This is a genomic window from Streptomyces sp. NPDC001093 (assembly GCF_040298985.1).
Classification (GTDB): Bacteria; Actinomycetota; Actinomycetes; order Streptomycetales; family Streptomycetaceae; genus Streptomyces.
The window spans coordinates 1-18230 of the sequence record NZ_JBEPBF010000103.1 but is presented as its reverse complement, the minus strand read 5'-3'; the positions used below and the strand labels follow the sequence as shown (position 1 = coordinate 18230).

Annotated in this window: 13 protein-coding genes; 6 read left to right on the top strand and 7 right to left on the bottom strand. The window is 71.9% G+C overall.

The window, feature by feature from the left end; translation table 11 throughout:
- The first annotated feature begins 24 nt into the window (after positions 1-24).
- The 3 genes from ABT288_RS36090 (at position 25) to ABT288_RS36080 (ending at position 4329) form a co-directional block, all read left to right on the top strand.
- A complete protein-coding gene (locus tag ABT288_RS36090; RefSeq protein WP_351617125.1) occupies positions 25-1590 on the top strand; it encodes a phytoene desaturase family protein in 1566 nt (521 codons plus the stop codon).
- Between the two features lie 79 nt (positions 1591-1669).
- Complete coding sequence (locus tag ABT288_RS36085) at positions 1670-2779, top strand: NAD(P)H-dependent flavin oxidoreductase (protein WP_351617123.1); 1110 nt, start codon at positions 1670-1672, stop codon at positions 2777-2779.
- Positions 2776-4329 carry an acyl-CoA synthetase gene (locus ABT288_RS36080; RefSeq protein ID WP_351617120.1) on the top strand — a complete coding sequence of 518 codons (1554 nt, stop codon included), beginning with the start codon at positions 2776-2778 and terminating at the stop codon, positions 4327-4329. Before ABT288_RS36085 ends, ABT288_RS36080 begins: the two co-directional genes overlap by 4 nt.
- A 34-nt stretch (positions 4330-4363) precedes the next feature.
- On the opposite strand, the gene ABT288_RS36075 is transcribed toward ABT288_RS36080, so the two are convergent.
- From ABT288_RS36075 to ABT288_RS36065, 3 genes are all read right to left on the bottom strand, one after another.
- Complete coding sequence (locus ABT288_RS36075; protein WP_351617117.1) at positions 4364-7273, bottom strand: ATP-binding protein; 2910 nt, start codon at positions 7271-7273, stop codon at positions 4364-4366.
- A 99-nt stretch (positions 7274-7372) separates the two neighbouring features.
- Positions 7373-8434, bottom strand: a complete 1062-nt coding sequence (locus ABT288_RS36070; protein WP_351617114.1) for a (-)-alpha-amorphene synthase — start codon at positions 8432-8434, stop codon at positions 7373-7375.
- Complete coding sequence (locus ABT288_RS36065; protein ID WP_351617111.1) at positions 8409-9836, bottom strand: cytochrome P450; 1428 nt, start codon at positions 9834-9836, stop codon at positions 8409-8411. The genes ABT288_RS36070 and ABT288_RS36065 overlap by 26 nt, the downstream gene beginning before the upstream one ends.
- Before the next feature lie 232 nt (positions 9837-10068).
- Between ABT288_RS36065 and ABT288_RS36060 the strand changes: the two genes are divergently transcribed.
- Positions 10069-11565, top strand: a complete 1497-nt coding sequence (locus tag ABT288_RS36060; protein ID WP_351617108.1) for an acyl-CoA synthetase — start codon at positions 10069-10071, stop codon at positions 11563-11565.
- On the opposite strand, the gene ABT288_RS36055 is transcribed toward ABT288_RS36060, so the two are convergent.
- The 3 genes from ABT288_RS36055 to paaK all read right to left on the bottom strand — a co-directional run bounded on the left by ABT288_RS36055 (position 11562) and on the right by paaK (position 14531).
- Positions 11562-12464, bottom strand: coding sequence for a TIGR03620 family F420-dependent LLM class oxidoreductase (locus ABT288_RS36055; protein WP_351617105.1), 903 nt, complete (start codon positions 12462-12464; stop codon positions 11562-11564). The two genes, ABT288_RS36060 and ABT288_RS36055, sit on opposite strands and share 4 nt — an antisense overlap.
- A gap of 106 nt (positions 12465-12570) precedes the next feature.
- Positions 12571-12903, bottom strand: a complete 333-nt coding sequence (locus tag ABT288_RS36050) for an ArsR/SmtB family transcription factor (RefSeq protein WP_351617103.1) — start codon at positions 12901-12903, stop codon at positions 12571-12573.
- Positions 12904-13232: 329 nt separating this feature from the next.
- Entirely contained in the window at positions 13233-14531 is a 1299-nt protein-coding gene (paaK, locus tag ABT288_RS36045; protein WP_351617100.1) for a phenylacetate--CoA ligase PaaK, read from the bottom strand.
- A gap of 362 nt (positions 14532-14893) precedes the next feature.
- Here paaK and ABT288_RS36040 point away from each other — a divergent pair, with 362 nt between their 5' ends.
- Positions 14894-15760: an alpha/beta fold hydrolase gene (locus tag ABT288_RS36040; RefSeq protein ID WP_351617097.1), complete on the top strand. Its 867-nt coding sequence runs from the start codon at positions 14894-14896 to the stop codon at positions 15758-15760.
- A gap of 38 nt (positions 15761-15798) precedes the next feature.
- The gene (locus ABT288_RS36035) at positions 15799-16512 is read left to right on the top strand and encodes an alpha/beta fold hydrolase (protein WP_351617094.1); all 714 of its coding nucleotides are present in this window, start codon (positions 15799-15801) and stop codon (positions 16510-16512) included.
- 18 nt (positions 16513-16530) lie between these two features.
- Here ABT288_RS36035 and ABT288_RS36030 read toward each other — a convergent pair.
- The coding region (locus tag ABT288_RS36030) for an alkaline phosphatase family protein (protein ID WP_502972912.1) at positions 16531-18230 on the bottom strand (1700 nt) is incomplete at its 5' end.

Here is an 18230-nt window from a genome sequence, read left to right as displayed (position 1 = left end):
GATCATCGCGTGTTACGAAGAACCATGCCTGCCAACGAGCACACACGCACCTACGACGCCGTCATCGTCGGCGGCGGCCACAACGGCCTGGTCGCCGCCGCCTACCTGGCCCGGGCCGGCCGTTCGGTGCTGGTGCTGGAACGGCTGGACCACACCGGCGGCGCCGCGATCTCCACCCGCCCCTTCGCCGGCGTGGACGCCCGGCTGTCGCGCTACTCCTACCTGGTCAGCCTGCTGCCGCAGAAGATCGTGCGCGATCTCGGGCTGGACTTCCGGGTGCGCGCCCGCACCATCTCCTCGTACACCCCGGCGGAGCGGGACGGCCGGCCCACGGGACTTCTCGTCGGCGGCGGCGAGCAGCGCACCCGGGCGGCCTTCGCCCGGCTGACCGGCGGCGAGGGCGAGTACCGGGCCTGGCAGCGCTTCTACGGCATGACCACGCGTGTCGCCGAACGCGTCTTCCCGACCCTCACCGAGCCCCTGCCCACCCGCGAGGCACTGCGCCGCCGCATCGACGACGAGACCGCCTGGCGGACCCTGTTCGAAGAGCCGGTCGGTGTCGCCGTCGAGGCGAACTTCCAGGACGACCTGGTGCGGGGCGTGGTCCTCACCGACGCCCTGATCGGCACCTTCGCCGACGCCCACGACCCCTCTCTGGCCCAGAACCGCTGCTTCCTCTACCACGTCATCGGCGGCGGCACCGGCGCCTGGGACGTGCCCGTCGGCGGCATGGGCGCCCTCACCGACGCCCTGGCCGCCGCGGCGCGCTCGGCGGGCGCGGTGATCGCGACCGGGCACGAGGCGGTCCGGATCGTCACCGACGGACACACCGCCGAGGTCACCTACCGCACCGCCGACGGAGAGGGGGTCGCCGCCGCCCGGCACGTCCTGGTGAACGCCTCCCCGCAGGACCTGGCGGTCCTGACCGGGGACCCGGCACCCGAGCCCGCCGAGGGCGCCCAGCTCAAGGTCAACATGCTGCTCACCCGGCTGCCCCGGCTGCGCGACACGGCCGTCGACCCGCGCGAGGCCTTCGCCGGCACCTTCCACGTCGCCGAGGGCTACCGGCAGCTCGCCACCGCCCATGCCCAGGCCGCCGCCGGTGAACTCCCCGCCGTGCCGCCCTCGGAGATCTACTGCCACTCCCTGACCGACCCCACCATCCTCGGCCCCGAACTCGCCGAGCGCGGCTACCAGACCCTCACCCTGTTCGGCCTGCACACCCCGGCCCGACTCTTCGACCGGGACAACGACGCCGTACGCGAGGAACTGCTGAAGTCCACCCTCGCCCAGCTCGACGCCCACCTCGCCGAACCCCTCGCCGACTGCCTGGCCACCGACGCCGACGGCCGCCCCTGCATCGAGGCCAAGACCCCGCTCGACCTCGAGAGGGACCTCAGGCTGCCCGGCGGCAACATCTTCCACCGCGCCCTGTCCTGGCCGTACGCCCAGGAGGGCACGGGCCGTTGGGGCGTGGAGACCCGGCACGCGAACGTCCTGCTGTGCGGCGCGGGCGCGGTGCGCGGGGGAGGGGTGAGCGGGGTACCGGGACACAACGCGGCGATGGCGGTGCTGGAGGACGTTGCGTAAGACAGCGCTCGGCAAAAGAATCTGACGGTACGTCAGAAAAACTCTTCCGTCGTCCGGCCCGCTGCGGCATCCTGCGCCCATGCAGACGGAGCTGAGCAGGAAACTGGGAGTCGAGCACGCCGTCTTCGGCTTCACGCCGTTCCCCGCCGTCGCCGCGGCCATCAGCCGGGCCGGCGGCTTCGGCGTGCTCGGCGCGGTCCGCTACACCGCCCCCGACGACCTCAAACGCGACCTCGACTGGCTCGACGCGCACGCCGGCGGCCGGCCCTACGGGCTCGATGTCGTCATGCCCGCCAAGAAGGTCGAGGGCGTGACCGAAGCCGACGTCGAGGCGATGATCCCCGAGGGACACCGGCAGTTCGTGCGGGACACCCTCGCCAAGTACGGCGTCCCCGAACTGGCCGAGGGCGAGGCGTCCGGGTGGCGCATCACCGGCTGGATGGAGCAGGTCGCCCGCACCCAGCTCGACGTCGCCTTCGACCACCCGATCAAGCTGCTCGCCAACGCCCTCGGCTCCCCGCCCGCCGACGTCGTCGCCCGCGCCCACGACCGGGACGTGCTGGTCGCCGCGCTCGCGGGCAGCGCCCGGCACGCCCGCAAACATCAGGAGGCGGGCATCGACATCGTCGTCGCCCAGGGCTACGAAGCCGGCGGCCACACCGGCGAGATCGCCACCATGGTGCTCACGCCGGAGGTGGTGGAGGCCGTCGATCCGCTGCCCGTCCTGGCCGCGGGCGGCATCGGAAGCGGACAGCAGGTGGCGGCCGCCCTCACACTCGGCGCGCAGGGTGTGTGGTTGGGCTCCATATGGCTGACCACCACAGAAGCGGACCTGCACTCGCCCGCCCTGACCCGCAAGCTGCTCGCCGCCGGGTCCGGCGACACCGTCCGCTCGCGTGCCCTCACGGGCAAACCCGCGCGCCAGCTCCGTACCGAGTGGACCGACGCCTGGGAGGACCCGGCCGGACCCGGCACCCTGCCCATGCCGCTGCAGGGCCTGCTCGTGGCCGAGGCGGTCTCCCGGATCCAGAAGTACGAGGTCGAGCCGCTGCTCGGCACGCCGGTCGGACAGATCGTCGGCCGGATGAGCAGCGAACGCAGCGTCCAGGCCGTCTTCGACGACCTCACCCGCGGCTTCGAGAAGGCCGTGGACCGCATCAACCGCATCGCCGGAAGGAGCGGCACGTGACCAGCACGCCCCCCGCCGGATTCTGGGCCCAGGCCGCCCAGCGGCCCGACCGCACGGTCCTCGTCGCCCCCGACGGCGAGGAGTGGACCGCCGGACGACTGCACGGCGCCGCCAACCGGCTCGTCCACGGGCTGCGCGCGGCCGGTCTGGAGCGCGGTGACGCCTTCGCCGTCGTCCTGCCCAACGGCGTCGAGTTCGTCACCGCCTACCTGGCCGCCACCCAGGCCGGCCTCTATCTGGTCCCGGTCAACCACCACCTGGTCGGCCCCGAGATCGCCTGGATCGTCGCCGACTCCGGCGCCAAGGTGCTCATCGCCCACGAGCGGTTCGCCGCCGCCGCACGCGCCGCCGCCGACGAGGCTGGACTGCCCGCCACCCACCGGTACGCGGTCGGCGAAGCCGACGGCTTCCGGCCGTACCCCCAACTCCTCGACGGACAGCCGGAGTCCGCGCCCTCCGGCCGGGAACTCGGCTGGGTCATGAACTACACCTCCGGTACGACGGGACGCCCGCGCGGCATCCGCCGCCCGCTGCCGGGCAAGTCGCCCGAGGAGGCGTACCTGGGCGGCTTCCTCGGGATCTTCGGCATCAAGCCCTTCGACGACAACGTCCACCTGGTCTGCTCTCCGCTCTACCACACGGCCGTCCTGCAGTTCGCGGGCGCGTCCCTGCACATAGGCCACCGCCTGGCCCTGATGGACAAGTGGACCCCGGAGGAGATGCTCCGCCTCATCGACACCCACCGGTGCACCCACACCCACATGGTCCCCACCCAGTTCCACCGTCTGCTGGCCCTCCCGGACCAGGTGAAGGCCCGCTACGACGTCTCGTCCATGCGGCACGCCATCCACGGCGCCGCCCCCTGCCCGGACCACGTCAAGCGGGCCATGATCGACTGGTGGGGCCACTGTGTGGAGGAGTACTACGCGGCCAGCGAGGGCGGCGGCGCCTTCGCCACCGCCGAGGACTGGCTGAAGAAGCCCGGCACCGTCGGCAAGGCCTGGCCCATCAGCGAACTGGCGGTCTTCGACGACGACGGCAACCGGCTCCCGGCGGGCCGACTGGGCACCGTCTACATGAAGATGAGCACCGGCGGCTTTTCGTACCACAAGGACGAGGCCAAGACCCGGAAGAACCGCATCGGCGACTTCTTCACCGTCGGCGACCTCGGCTACCTCGACGAGGACGGCTACCTCTTCCTCCGCGACCGCAAGATCGACATGATCATCTCCGGCGGGGTCAACATCTACCCGGCCGAGATCGAGTCCGTGCTCCTGTCCCACCCGGCCGTCGCCGACGCCGCCGCCTTCGGCATCCCGCACGACGACTGGGGCGAGGAGGTCAAGGCCGTGGTCGAACCGGCCCCCGGCCACGAGCCCGGCCCGGCCCTCGCCGCCGCCCTCCTCGGCCACTGCGCCGAGCGGCTCGCCGGCTACAAGCGGCCCAGGAGCGTCGACTTCATCGCCGAGATGCCCCGCGACCCCAACGGCAAGCTGTACAAGCGGCGGTTGCGGGACCCGTACTGGGAGGGGCGCACGCGTCCGGTCTGACCACGGCGGGACCCGGTGGCCGGGACCTGCGGTTTCACGGGCGGGGGCGGGTTCCGGCCGCCAGGAAGCCGGCGAGGCCCGCCGCGTCGGTGCCGGCCTTGCGGTAGACGCTGGACAGCAACTGCCGCACGCCTTGCTCGGGGAGGCGCATCTCCTTCGCGACCACAGCCACCGAGTGTCCCTGGGCGGTCAGTTCGGCGGTACGGCGTTCCGGAGCGGTCAGGGTGTCCGCCTGCGCATAGCGCAGCGGCAGCGGGCGCAGTCCGGCCGCCGAGAGCTCTTCCCGGGCCCGGGCGGCGAGTGCCTCGGCTCCGCAGTGCACGGCGCCTTCCAGGCCTTGGTAGAGCCGGTCGGCGGCCTCCTGCAGCCGCCCGTTGCGGGACAGTGCGGCGCCGTGGCCGATCTGGGCGCGGGCGAGTTCGTGAGCGGCGGGCGACTGCTCCAGGTGGTCGACCGCCTCCGCGTACAGGTCGAGTGCGGCCGGACCGCCGGTGACCTCGGCGAGGGTGTACAGGGCCTGGCCGACGGCGGAGGCGGCGCCGAAGTTCCGGGCGCGCCGTACGGCTTCCTGGGCATGGCCGAGGGCCTGCTCCGGGGCGGTGGGGGCGAGCGCGGACGCGAGCCGCAGCTGCCATGGGCACCAGGCCGGATTCCGCCAGGCCCGGCCGTCCAGCCAGTGCCCGACCGACGACAACAGCGGCGCCGCCTCGGCGTGCGCACCCTCCGCCAGGAGCAGTTCCGCGTAGATGGTGCGCGGGTCGGGATAGATGACGGCGTTCGGGGTCATCTCACCGAAGCGGTGCTCGTCGGCCAGTGCGCGTGCCTCGGTGACACGGCCACGGGCCAGCAGGGTCTGGATCAGGATGCCGACGGCGAACCACTGGGCGGGTACGGCACCTGCCACCTTGCCGGCGATGCGCAGGCCCTCCCGTGCGAGATCCTCGGCTTCGGCCAGGCAGCCGCGCTGGTAGCGGATGTAGCCGGCGAGGGTCTGGCCGAGGGCCAGATGGGAGCCGCGCCAGCCCTTCGCCACGCACTCGGCGATGCCCTTGTCGAACAACTCCTCTGCCCGTCGCGGCTGGTCGCCGTACATGAACACCAGGGCGACCGAAACGGGCACCTCGAAACCGTGGTTCTCGTCGATCCAGCTCATGCCGCCGCGCAGGGCCTTCTCGGCATACCCGAGGGCGGTCTGCCGCGGTTCACCGCGCTTGACGGCGTCCCAGGCCCGCAGCCCCAGGATGTAGCGCTCCTCCAGGCTGCGACCGGGCAGCTGCTCGGCCAGACGCGCCAGTGTCCGGGAGCGGGCGGGTGAGTCGGGGTCGTCGGTGCGGACCATGCTCCAGACGAACTGATCGGCCTGCATCCGCAGTTTCACGCGCGGGCTCCTGGCCCGCCGCGCTTCTTCCGCGGCCACGGTCACGGCCTCGGCCAGCTGATCGGTGTGGGCCAGAGCCTGCGTCAGCCGGAAGATGATGGAAGCCCGCAGATCGGGGTCGACGTGGGGCTCCGCCAGCGCCTGGCGGAGATGCCGCACCGTGGCCGTGGGCTCGATCAGGAACGTGGCGCACGCGAGTTCGTGAAGGAGCGCGGCACGGTCCTCGGGGAGCGGCGGCTCCTGCAGCGCGCGGGACAGCAGACGCCGGGCGGCCTCGGTCGCCCCGGCGCGGAGGTAGGCGCGAGCGGCCTCGCGCAGGCAATCGACCGTCTCGGAACTGCCCTCGCAGGGGACCTCCAGCAGATGCCGGGCGGCGGCGGTGGGGCCGTATCCCGCGGCCAGCACGGTCTGCGCGGCGGTGTTGTGCAGACCGGCCCGGAAGGCCGTGCGGATGGACCGGTAGATCGTCGTGGCGATCAGCGGGTGCACGAACTCGAGCTCGCCCTCGGGGCCGTGGCCGTCGGCGAGGATCCGGGCCGCGCGCAGCTTCTGGGTCGCCTCGGCGACGGCCTCGTCGCCGAGCACCGCGATGGTCGCGGCGAGCCGCGGTGAGAAGGGCGAACCCAGTACGGCCGCGGTGTGCGCGAAGCGGACGGTCGCGGTGTCCAGCCGTTCCAGGCGCTCGATCAGTCCCGGGCCCTTGATCGCCGCGGCGAGCTCACGCATCGCGGGCAGGTCGTCCTCGGTGCCGCTCAGTTTCCGCTCGGCGAGTCCGATGGCGAGCTCCACCGCTTCGAAGGGGCTTCCCCCCGTGGCCGACCAGCATTCCTCGCAGAACCGGTCCTCGGCCGCCGCCCCGATTTCCTTCCTGACGATCTGCGCCACGCCGTCGGCGGTGAGCAGCGCCAGGTCATGGGGGCGGTTCCCCCGGTCTCCGACCAGCGACCGGAGTTCGCCCGCCTCGGGTGGCAGCTCGTCGGGCCGGTACGCCACCACGATCAGCAGCGGAAGGTCCTCTGCCCGCGGGGCGAAGGAGGCGAGCCAGCTCAGGGACTCGGCGTCCGCCCAGTGCAGGTCGTCCAGGAGCAGGACGACGGGTGCCTTCTTCACCGTGAGGCGTGTCATGACCCAGTCGAGCCCTTCGCGGACCCCGGTCGGGTCCGGGGCGGGGGCGGAGTCCCTCGCTTCGAGACCCAGCGCGGCGGCGACGATGTCGTACCAACTTCCCATGAACGAGCGGAGTTCCGCCCCGTCCATGGCGGCCAGCGAGGGCTGCGCCAACTGGCGCACCACGCGGAACGCCGACCCCTGTTCCGTCTCGCCGCCCCTGCCCGACAGCACCGTGAATCCGTGGGCCGCGGCCCGGGCCCGTGCCTCCGCGATGAGTGCCGTCTTGCCCAGACCGGCCTGCCCGGTGAAGGCCAGCAGACCGCGGCGTCTGGCTCGCGGCACGCCAGCGGTGGTGCGCCGCAACTCCTGGAACGCGGTGTCGAGGGCCTGGAGTTCCCGTCGGCGCTCGATCAACGTCGGCTGCTGCGTGATCGGTTGCCGCGGCCCCGTCGCCATGTGCCCTACCGCCTTCTGTCGTTCGGCCAGGGGAGCCGAGCGTACGCCTCGCCGAGGTGGGGCAGGCCGGATTGAGCACCATAGGATGAATCGTCGGCTTCAGATGGGATAATGCCTGCCCACCGGGTATGGGACCTGGTCGGACCACGGCTCCGCGGGCACCGAGGTCACGTCCGCGTACCGTGGCACGGTGCGGGACCAGTGGTAGCACCCGCGGATCCAGCCGATCATGCCCTCCACGTAGCCGACGCCCGCCGGGCTCAGCTCCGGTTCGATCTCCGCGTAGAGCGCCTGGAACTCCTTGATCGTCGCGTTGATCTTCTCGATGGCCATGAGGACGGCGCTCTGCAGCGAGCACCGGTGCTCGCGTTGGTGGGCAAGGGCCAGATTGATCATTTCGCCTGCGCGCTGTTCCTTCACCGCGGAGAACAGGTCGGGTATCCACACCGCCGCGTCGGCCGACAGCCGGCTCAGGCGCTGGACGACGGGATGGTGGAGCTCGGCGGACGACAGTTCGTACGGCTGCGCGGCCTCGCACAGCGGGTAGAACGGCTCGACGCCCGCGGTCAGCGACCGTATCGAGGTGCAGTCCCCGGTCCGCACGAGCAGGGGGTGGGCCTGGGCCACCGCCTCGTACAACAGACCGTGCACGTACTCCCGGCTCTTCCAGGCCCATCGCGCCGCCTGCGCGGGTGTGCACCGCTCCCGGACCTGCCGGTGGAGATCGGCCAGAGCCGCTCCGAGGGGAGTGCTGGGCCGCCGGCCGTCCCGCAGAATCGCGACGCTCTCGCACAGCATGGGAACCAGCCTGCCCGGTGAGCGCCGACCGGTGTCCTCCGCACGGTCGTCGAAGACGAACTGATAGGCGATCTGATTGGCCACGATCTGGAGCAGACCGGCATCCATGGTGGGGCTGTTGTAGGACGCGAGCTCGGCCGGGCGCGTGCGGACGATCATCTCCGCCACGCCTGGTTCGTCGGTCAGCCCCCACGCGCTCAGCCATGCGTCGACGCCGGCCGCGGCTTCGGATTCATGGGGATTGCGCTCGAACGGGAAGGGCATGTGGAGGTGGCCGTCGATCAGGTCCCTGAGCGTGGGAACCGGAATTCCGTCCGGTACGGCGACCGGGATTTCCTCATGCGTTGTCGACAACGTCGTCACCCGCCGTCCGGGAATCCGATGCGCCGGAAGGCATGGGCGAACGTGCTTCGCAGGCCATCACCAGGGAACGCGGGCCCAACGTGATCGCCGGCCGCGGATTCCGCTCGACGTACCCGGGCAGATGGCGCAGGCGCCGCCGGCCGGCGATGGTCGCGAGCGCCAGGGTGGCCTCCACCATGGCGAACTCGTCACCGAGGCACTTGCGGTTGCCCGCGGAGAACGGCATCAGCGCGCGGCGCTGTTCGGCGGTGGGCCTGCCCGGCAACCAGCGGGCCGGGTCGAAACGCCCGGGGTCGGGGAACGACGAGGGATCGTGGTGCAGGAGGTAGGGGCTGTACAGAACGGTGGCTCCCTCGGGCAGCCGGCATCCGGCGAGTTCCGTCTCCCTGGTGGCGACCCGGGTGAAGAGCCAGCCGGGGGACGAGTGGCGCAGCGTCTCGGAGACGACGCACCGGGTGAAGACGAGGTGCGGAAGATCCTCGGGGCCGGGCCGTCGGCCTCCGGGGAGGACGGCGTCGAGCTCGGCGTGCAGGCGGCGCTCCGCCTCCGGGTGGCGGGCCAGCAGGCTGAAGGCGTCGGCCAGGCACAGCGCCGGCGCCTCGACGCCGGTGAGCAGCAGCGTGATCAGGTGATCGTGGACCTCCTGGTCGGTGATCGCGGCCGCTCCGCCGTCGCCGCGCGCGGCCGCCAGCAGCGTTCCCAGCACATCGTCGCGGTCGGCGCCCCGGCGGCGCTCCGCGATCGCCGTGTCGATGATCGCGTGCAGACGCGACAGTGCGTGCCGGTAGCGGCGGTTGGCGGGTGTGGGGAGGCGGAACAGGGCGTCGATCGGTACGACCGTGCGGACGAACAGTCCACGGACGACGTCCGTGAGACAGTCCCGCACCTCGGTGGTCGTCGTGTCGTCCAGCGCGTCGGAGAGCAGGACGCGGCTGATCACACGTGTCGTGAGGGTCATCATCGCCTCGGTGACGGGTACCGTCCGACCCGCCGGCCACTTCCGGTACACCGCCTCGGCCTCCTCGGCGACGAGGTCGGTGTAGTGGGCGACGTACGAGGGACGGAAGCCGGGCTGCAGCATCCTGCGCTTGGTCCGGTGCGCCGGCTGGCGGCAGGTGACGAGACCGTCCCCCATCAGCTTGCCGAGCCTGTCGTACAGCGGACCGCCCTTGTCGAAGGTGTGCGGGTCCATGAGCACCTCGTGGGTCAGCTCGGGGTGACACACCATCCAGGCGCGCTGGGGACCCAGCCGTATCTCGACCAGATCCCCGTACGCCGGCAAAGAATTCAGAAACGCCAGCGGCCGACGGTATAAGGCGATACCGTGGCCGAGGAGTGGGAATATGCCGGGAGCAGTACCTGTCGTCCACGTTTCTTTCTGCTCAGGCACAGCACGGTTCATGGATTCCTCCTGCCCTACGTGACATGAGAAGTGCGTGAACTGCTACGGACTTGGCGCCCGAGACAAGTCCTGCCCAGGTTCTGTGGTGGCCGGTTGCCCAAATCCTTTCTCCAAAGGGGCGCACAGGAGCACGCGGAAGCGAAAACCGCATTCGGCGGACGACCGGTGGGACCGGTGTATGCGCCTCCACGATGCTTGACCTGTCTCCTCGACGGACCCAGGATCATGAGCCATGACCCAGGGACACGGCAGCACGGTCGACGGGGTGCTGCGGCGCAGCGCCCGGCGCACCCCGGCCCGCCGCGCGGTGGAGTACGCAGGGCGCCGCTGGACGTACGAGGAACTCGACGACGCCGTCTCCCGAGCCGCCTCGGTGCTGCTCGCGGAGGGCCTCACGCCCGGCGACCGGGTCGGCGCCTACGGCCACAACTCCGACGCCTACCTGATCGGCTTCCTGGCCTGCGCCCGCGCCGGCCTCGTCCATGTGCCGGTCAACCAGAACCTGACCGGGGACGACCTGGCGTACCTCGTGGGCCAGTCCGGCAGCACCCTGGTCCTCGCCGACCCGGGCCTCGCCGGCCGACTCCCGCACGACGTACGGGTGTTGCCGCTCAGGGACACCGCGGACTCGCTGCTCGCCCGGCTGGCCGACGCGCCGCCGTACGACGGGCCCGAACCCCGCACCGAGGACCTGGTGCAGCTGCTGTACACCTCCGGTACGACCGCCCTGCCCAAGGGCGCGATGATGACCCACCGCGCCCTCGTGCACGAGTACCTGAGCGCGATCACCGCCCTGGACCTCAGCGCCGGTGACCTTCCGGCGCACGCGCTGCCGCTGTACCACTCGGCGCAGATGCACGTGTTCCTGCTGCCGTACCTCGCCGTCGGCGCGACCAACATCATCCTGGACGCGCCCGACGGGGACCGGCTTCTCGACCTGATCGAGGCGGGCCGCGTGGACAGCCTCTTCGCGCCGCCCACGGTGTGGATCGGGCTCGCGGGCAGGCCCGACTTCGCCACCCGGGACCTCGACGGCCTGCGCAAGGCCTACTACGGCGCGTCGATCATGCCCGTCCCGGTGCTGCAGCGGCTGCGCGAGCGCCTGCCGCGGCTCGCCTTCTACAACTGCTTCGGGCAGAGCGAGATCGGACCGCTGGCCACGGTCCTCGGCCCCGACGAGCACGAGGGCCGGCTGGACTCCTGCGGGCGGACCGTACTGTTCGTGGACGCACGGGTCGTGGACGACCAGGGCGAGGACGTACCCGACGGCACGCCCGGCGAGATCGTCTACCGCTCACCGCAGTTGTGCGAGGGCTACTGGGACAAACCCGAGGAGACCGCCGAGGCCTTCCGGGACGGCTGGTTCCACTCCGGGGACCTCGCGGTGCGCGACGCCGACGGCTACTTCACGATCGTGGACCGGGTGAAGGACGTCATCAACTCCGGTGGTGTCCTGGTCGCCTCACGCCAGGTCGAGGACGCCCTGTACACCCACGAGGCGGTCGCCGAGGCCGCCGTGATCGGCCTGCCCGACGAGCGGTGGATCGAGGCCGTCACGGCGATCGTCGTCCCACGCGGTGAGGTGACGGAGGATCAGCTCATCGCGCAGGTGAAGGAGAAGCTCGCGCCCTTCAAGGCGCCCAAACGGGTGCTGTTCGTGGACGAGTTGCCGCGCAACGCCAGCGGGAAGATCCTCAAGCGCGAACTGCGGAACCGCTTCGGCGGCTAGCCGAGGCGGTCAGCGGCCTTCGACGGCAGCAGGGCGTCGGCCAGCAACCGCCACCGGGGCAGCGCCGATCCGCCCGGCTCGACACCGATCACCTGCACGGCGACGTGATCCGCACCGGCCTCCTCATGCCCGTGCAGCTTGCGCACGACCGTGTCCGGGTCGCCCCAGAACACCAGGTCGTCCACGAACCGGTCGCTGCCGCCGCCGGAGAGGTCGTCGTCGGTGTATCCGAGCCGACGGAACTTGGCGATGTTGTAAGGGGTTTCGAGGTAACCGTGCAGGTGCTCGCGCGCGAGAGCGCGGGCCCGGCCGGGGTCGGTCTCGAACAGCACGGCGTGCTCGACGGCCAGGAAGGCGTCCGGCCCGAGGATCTCCCGCGCCTGCCGGGTGTGTGCCGTGTTCACGTGGTACGTCTGGGCCCCCTCGGCGCGGTCGCGGGCCAGCTCCAGCATCTTGGGTCCGTACGCGGCCAGCAGGCGCCGGACGGGCTGTGCCGGTCGGGGGTTGGGCGTCCGCAGGGCGTCCAGCTCGTCGAGGTACCCGGCCATCGCGGCGAGGGGCCTGATCCCCGGGCGGGGCTGCCCGCCGAAGCCCAGGCCGAGCATGTGCCGACCCGGATAGGCGTCCGCGAGCAGCAGGGCGGCACCGTGCGTCCAGGCCGCCTCGCGGGACCAGATCCGGGCGATGCCGTTCACCACGCTCAGCTGCCGCGTGGAGGCGAGCAGATAGCCGGCGTGCGTGAACGCCTCCCGCCCGAGCGCCTCCGGGATCCAGACGGCTCGCCAGCCCAGATCCTCCAGTTCCTGGACAGAGTCCCGGATCCGCGCGGCCGGCTGGTGCTCGAAGTCGAAGGTGTAGATCCCGAACCTGCCGAGGTCCAGGCCGTTCTTCCCGGTCATCGTGTCTCTCCCTGCGCGTCGACGGCTCGATGCTCGATGCGATGATTCGAAATATCGCAGATTCTCGATATGAACCGCAAGGGGTGGCCCCCGGCGACCGAGTGGGCTAGAGCGACCGCCCCAGCTCCGCGACCAGGTCGGCTATGCGCCGTTCGTCCCGCTTGTAATGGGTCCACTTGCCCACCCGGGTGGCCCGGACCAGGCCCGCGCGCTGGAGTTCGGCCATATAGGCCGACACGGTCGACTGGGCCAGGCCCGCCTTGGCCTGGATGTGGCTCACGCACACACCGACCTCGGCCGGATCGGCGATGGCCGTCTCCATCGGAAAGTGCCGCTCGGGCTCGCGCAGCCAGCGCAGCATCTGCAGCCGCATCGGATTGGACAGCGCCCGCAGCGCGTTGACCAGGCCGGGGTCCGGGGTGGGAGCGGTGTCCGTCATGGCCTCGGAGTATAGGGCCGGTGCGACGTTTCGGGGTACGTCGATGCGATCCGGGCCGGAGGCACGGCCATGGTCGGTGATGCGGCGACCAGGTCCAGTGCGTCCCGTGGCGTGCATGGGGTCTTCGGCGTGCCAGGTCGGCCGTTCGGTGGGTCCAGGGACGGTACCGGTACGGCGTGAACCGGGGGCGCGACCGGCTCGGCCGGCCGGGGGCACCGCGGAGACGCCGAGCCGGGTGCCGTGACGGGTGCGGCCCCGAGGAGTGTCCGCGCCTCGGGGCCGCCGGTCTCGGGTCGTCCGTCTCCGGTCGTCCGTCTCGGGTCGCCGTCCTAGCTCCGGGTCCGCAGGTCCACGATCCGGCGGATCTTGCCGACCGAGCGCTCCAGGGACTCCGGCTCCACGATCTCCACGTCGACGGACACCCCGATCCCGTCCTTGACGGCCGCGCAGATGGACCGGGCCGCCGCGTCCCGCGCCTCCGGGCCCGCGTCCGCGCGGGCCTCGGCCCGGACGGTGAGCCGGTCCAGCCGGCCCTCCCGGGTCAGCCGGAGCTGGAAGTGGGGCGCCACGCCGGGCGTGCGGAGCACGATCTCCTCGATCTGGGTCGGGAAGAGGTTGACCCCGCGCAGGATCACCATGTCGTCGCTGCGCCCGGTGATCTTCTCCATCCGGCGGAACGCCCGGGCCGTGCCGGGCAGCAGCCGGGTCAGGTCCCGGGTGCGGTACCGGATGACCGGCATGGCCTCCTTGGTCAGCGAGGTGAACACCAGCTCGCCGCGCTCGCCCTCCGGCAGTACCTCGCCCGTGACCGGGTCGACCACCTCCGGATAGAAGTGGTCCTCCCAGATCGTCAGCCCGTCCTTGGTCTCCACGCACTCCTGCGCCACGCCCGGGCCGATCACCTCGGACAGCCCGTAGATGTCCACGGCGTCGATCGCGAACCGCTCCTCGATCTCGCGCCGCATCTGTTCCGTCCAGGGCTCGGCCCCGAAGATCCCCACGCGCAGCGAGGTGCCGCGCGGGTCCACGCCCTGCCGCTCGAACTCGTCCAGCAGCGTGAGCATGTAGGACGGGGTCACCATGATGACGGCCGGCTGAAGATCCTGGATCAGCTGCACCTGCCGGGCCGTCATGCCGCCGGAGGCCGGGACGACCGTACAGCCCAGGCGCTCGGCACCATAGTGGGCGCCCAGACCGCCGGTGAACAGCCCATAGCCGTAGGCCACATGCACGATGTCACCGGGCCGCCCGCCGGCCGCCCGGATCGACCGGGCCACCATGTCGGCCCACATGGAAAGGTCGTTGTCCGTGTAGCCGACGACCGTGGGGCGCCCGGTGGTGCCGCTGGAGGCGTGCAGCCGGCGGATCCGCTCGCGCGGGACGGCGAACATGCCGTACGGGTAGTTCTCCCTGAGGTCGGCCTTGGTCGTGAAGGGGAAACGAGCCAGATCGGCGAGGGATTGGCAGTCCTCGGGTCGGACACCGGCCTTGTCGAAGGACTCCCGGTAGAACGGCACGTTGTCGTAGGCGTGGCGCAGTGAGGCGCGCAGCCGCTCCAGCTGGAGCTCCCGCAGTTCCTCGGGCCCGAGCCGTTCGCCCGCGTCGAGCAGGTCGGTCGCATCCGCCATCGAGTCGTCTCCCTCGCCGCACTCACATACCGGACGACCGATCATTCGGTCGATCCGTTCGGGGCCAGTAATCCAGGCCATACGGCTCCAGGCAAGAGGCCTGCGAAGAATTTCTGCGCCGGTCGCGCCGGAGAAGGGGCCCGTGGAGCTGTGAGGGGAACGGACGCCGCCGCCCGTGCGGGCCCGCCCGCCTTTCTGGAATGGCGGGCATCACGTGATCTGGCGGAGTCCGCCCTGGGAGGCCGCCCGGCCTCTCGCCCCGGGCGGCAAAGCCCCTCGTACGGTAAAGCGCCTCGTACGGTAAAGCGCCTCGGACGGTAATACGTTGCGCCGCTCCAGGGCCGAACGACATGATCACCACCATGCCGACCTTCACCGCGCCCGACGGCACCCGGCTCGCCTACCACCTGCGGGGTGCCGGCGAGCCCCTCGTCGTCCTGCCCGGCGGCCCGATGCGCGCCTCCGCCTACCTGGGAGACCTCGGCGGGCTGGCCGCGCACCGGCGACTGACCCTGCTGGACCTGCGCGGCACCGGGGACTCCGCGCCGCCGGCGGACCCGGCGACGTACCGCTGCGACCGGATGGTCGAGGACGTCGAGGTGTGGCGCGCACACATGGGTCTGGAGCACATGGATCTGCTCGCCCACTCGGCGGGCGCGGCCCTCGCCATGCTCTACGCGGCCCGCCACCCGCGGCGGATACGGCGACTGCTGCTGATCACACCCAACCCGTCCGCCCTGGGCCTGCGGGCGACGCCCGAAGACCGGCTGGCCGCGGCCCGGCTGCGCGCGGACGAGCCGTGGTTCGCGGAGGCGTTCCCGGCCTTCCGGGCCTGGCTGGCGGGGGAGGCGGACTTCGACGACGTGTTCCTGCCGTTCTTCTACGGCCGCTGGGACGACGCGGCCCGGGCGCACACGGACGCCGAACCGGAGCAGACCAACGAGGAAGCGGCGGACCGCTACTTCGCCGACGGCGCCTTCACTCCGGACGCGACGCGGACGGCCCTCGCCGCACTGACCGCGCCGGTCCTCCTGCTCGCCGGGGAACTCGACGGCGGCCCCCTCCCGGACCTCGTCCGCCGTGCCGCCGAGGCCTTCCCGGACGCCGAGGCCGCCGTCCAGCCCGGCGCCGGTCACTATCCCTGGCTGGACGACCCGGAGTGGTTCCGGGAACGCACCCTCGCCTTCCTCGACGGGCCGGCGGGCGCCGCTCTGCCCTCGGCAGAGTAGGCGGCTCCCCACCGGACCGACCGGATAGCGTGCCCGGCATGGACACCGCGGCGCCGTACACCGTCGAGGCGAACGGCATCACCCTGGCCTGCCGGTCCTGGGGCCCGGCGGACGCCCCGCCCGTCGTACTGCTGCACTGCCGGGGCGCGGACGGCGCGGACTGGACGCACATCGCCGAGCGGCTCGCGGCACCCCCGCGCCCGCGCCGGGTGCACGCCCCCGACCTGCGCGGCCACGGACACAGCGACTGGCCGGGGGACTACCGGGCCGAGGCGATGAGCGAGGACGTCCTCGCCCTGCTGGCCGCCCTCGGCGTCGGCGGCGCCGATGTCGTGGGCCATTCGCTGGGCGGCATCGTCGCCTACCTGCTGGCCCAGCGTCATCCCGGTGTCGTACGACGGCTGGTGCTGGAGGACATCTGCGCACCCGTGCCGCTCGACCCGCCCCGGCCGCCCGCCCAGCGGCCCGCTGGAGAGCTGCCGTTCGACTGGGCGATGGTGCGGGCCACCGATGAACAGCGCAACACACCTGACCCTGTGTGGTGGCACCACATGGACCGGATCACCATGCCGACGCTGGTCGTCGGGGGTGGTCCCACCAGCCACATCCCGCAGGACCAGGTCGCGCAGCTCGCCGGCCTGATCCCCGGAGCCTCGCTGGTGACCGTGGACGCGGGGCATCTGGTCCACGAGTCCCGGCCGGAGGAGTTCCTCGCCGTGGTGCGGGAGTTCCTCGACCGGCCCGGCCGTTGAGGACCGTCACCGGCGGGTTCAGCCCGGCTGTGGCCCGAACGCCTTCATGAACCGGTCGCGGAAGCCGTCCATCGGCCAGACGGGGGCGTTCGCCGCGGGCTTGAGGCCCTCCGTCCAGCCCCAGCCGGAGATCCGGTCCAGCACCTTGGGGTCCCGGGCGACGATGGTGACCGGCACGTCCTTGCTGGGGCTGTTGCCGGTGACGGTCGGCACGGGCTGGTGGTCGCCCAGGAACACCATGACGGTGTTGTCGTTGCCGTAGCGCCGCAGGAATTCGACGAGGCTGTTCAGCGAGTACTCGATGGAGGTGCGGTATTCGGTGCGCACGCTCTCCGGGTTCTTCCAGACCTCGTCCTGGGACTTGCCCTCGCTCCTGATCGGCTGGAAGACCGAGCCGTCGCCCAGCTTCGCCCAGTCGACCATGCGGGGCAGGGGCGCCCACGGATAGTGGCTGGAGGTGAGGATGATCTCGGCCATCAGCGGGCCCCGGCCCCGCGTGCCGAACTCCCGGCGCTGGAACGTCTGGAGGGTGAACTGGTCCGGCACCTGGGACCAGCCGAAGTCCGGGCCGCGGTAGTCGAGGTGATGGCCGTCGTAGACGTGGTCCAGGCCGAAGAACCGGCCCTCCGGCCAGGCCACCAGCACCCCGGGCACGACGCCGACCGTGCGCCAGGCACCGGTCCTGCGGAACGCGCCGGTGAGGGTGGTCCGGTCGCTGGAGGTGAGGCTGCGGAACCGCTGCTGGTTGCTGATCCACAGGCCGGACAGGAAGGTCGAGTGGGCCAGCCAGCTGCCGCCACCGGTCACCGGCGAGCGCAGCCAGCCGCTGCGGGACCGGAAGCCGGCGGCCCTGAGGACGTCGTCGCTCTCCTTGAGGACGTTGCCGATCGGCGGCCCCATCACCGGGTCCTCGATCGCCGAACGGCCGTAGCTCTCGACGAACGTGAAGAGCACGTCCTTGCCGCGCAGGCCGGTCAGCAGCTGGTCCGGGGGCGTGTGGGCGAAGGCGTCGTGGGCGGCCTGGCGCCGGAAGAGCCGGGCGTCGGCGAGGGAGACGCGGACCTGTTTGGCGCGGTTGTCGAGGAGGCCGGCGTCGAGCGTGGAGGCGATGGGCCCGGCGCCCGCGCGCAGGCCGAGCACGACACAGCTGATCCAGGCGGTGCCCAGCACCAGGACGACGTGGACGGACCGGGCGCGGCGCCGGGTCAGCACGGTGGTGAGGCGGACCGTGGAGCCCGCGGTCAGGAGAAGGACGGCGACCGCGAGGAGCAGGGCACCGGCGGTGGCGACCAGCTCGCCGGTGCGGCCGTGGGTGTCCCGCACATAGTCCGCCGCGTTGCCCAGCAGGCCCCAGTCCAGCACCAGGTCGAAGGGGCGGTACAGCACCGAATAGAAGCCGATGTCCAGGCACTTGAGGAGCGTGAGCAGCCCGATCAGCACGCCGATGGCCGCCGCCCCGGCCCGCCTCCCCCGGGGCGGCAGCACGAGCAGCACGGCGGCGAGCAGGATGCCCTCGGCCGGCAGCCGTACGAACGCGGCCGGGGTGAGCCGGTCGGGCTGGTCCGGCAGCAGCAGCGCCGCGAGCAGGACGGCCACGGCGAGGACGGTGGAGCCCACGGCCGCACACCGCGCGATACGGGCCCGTCGGCCGGGCGGGCCGGCGAGCGCGGCGAGGCCCGGGACGACATGTCCCCGCCCCGTGAGCCGGCCGGCCGTCG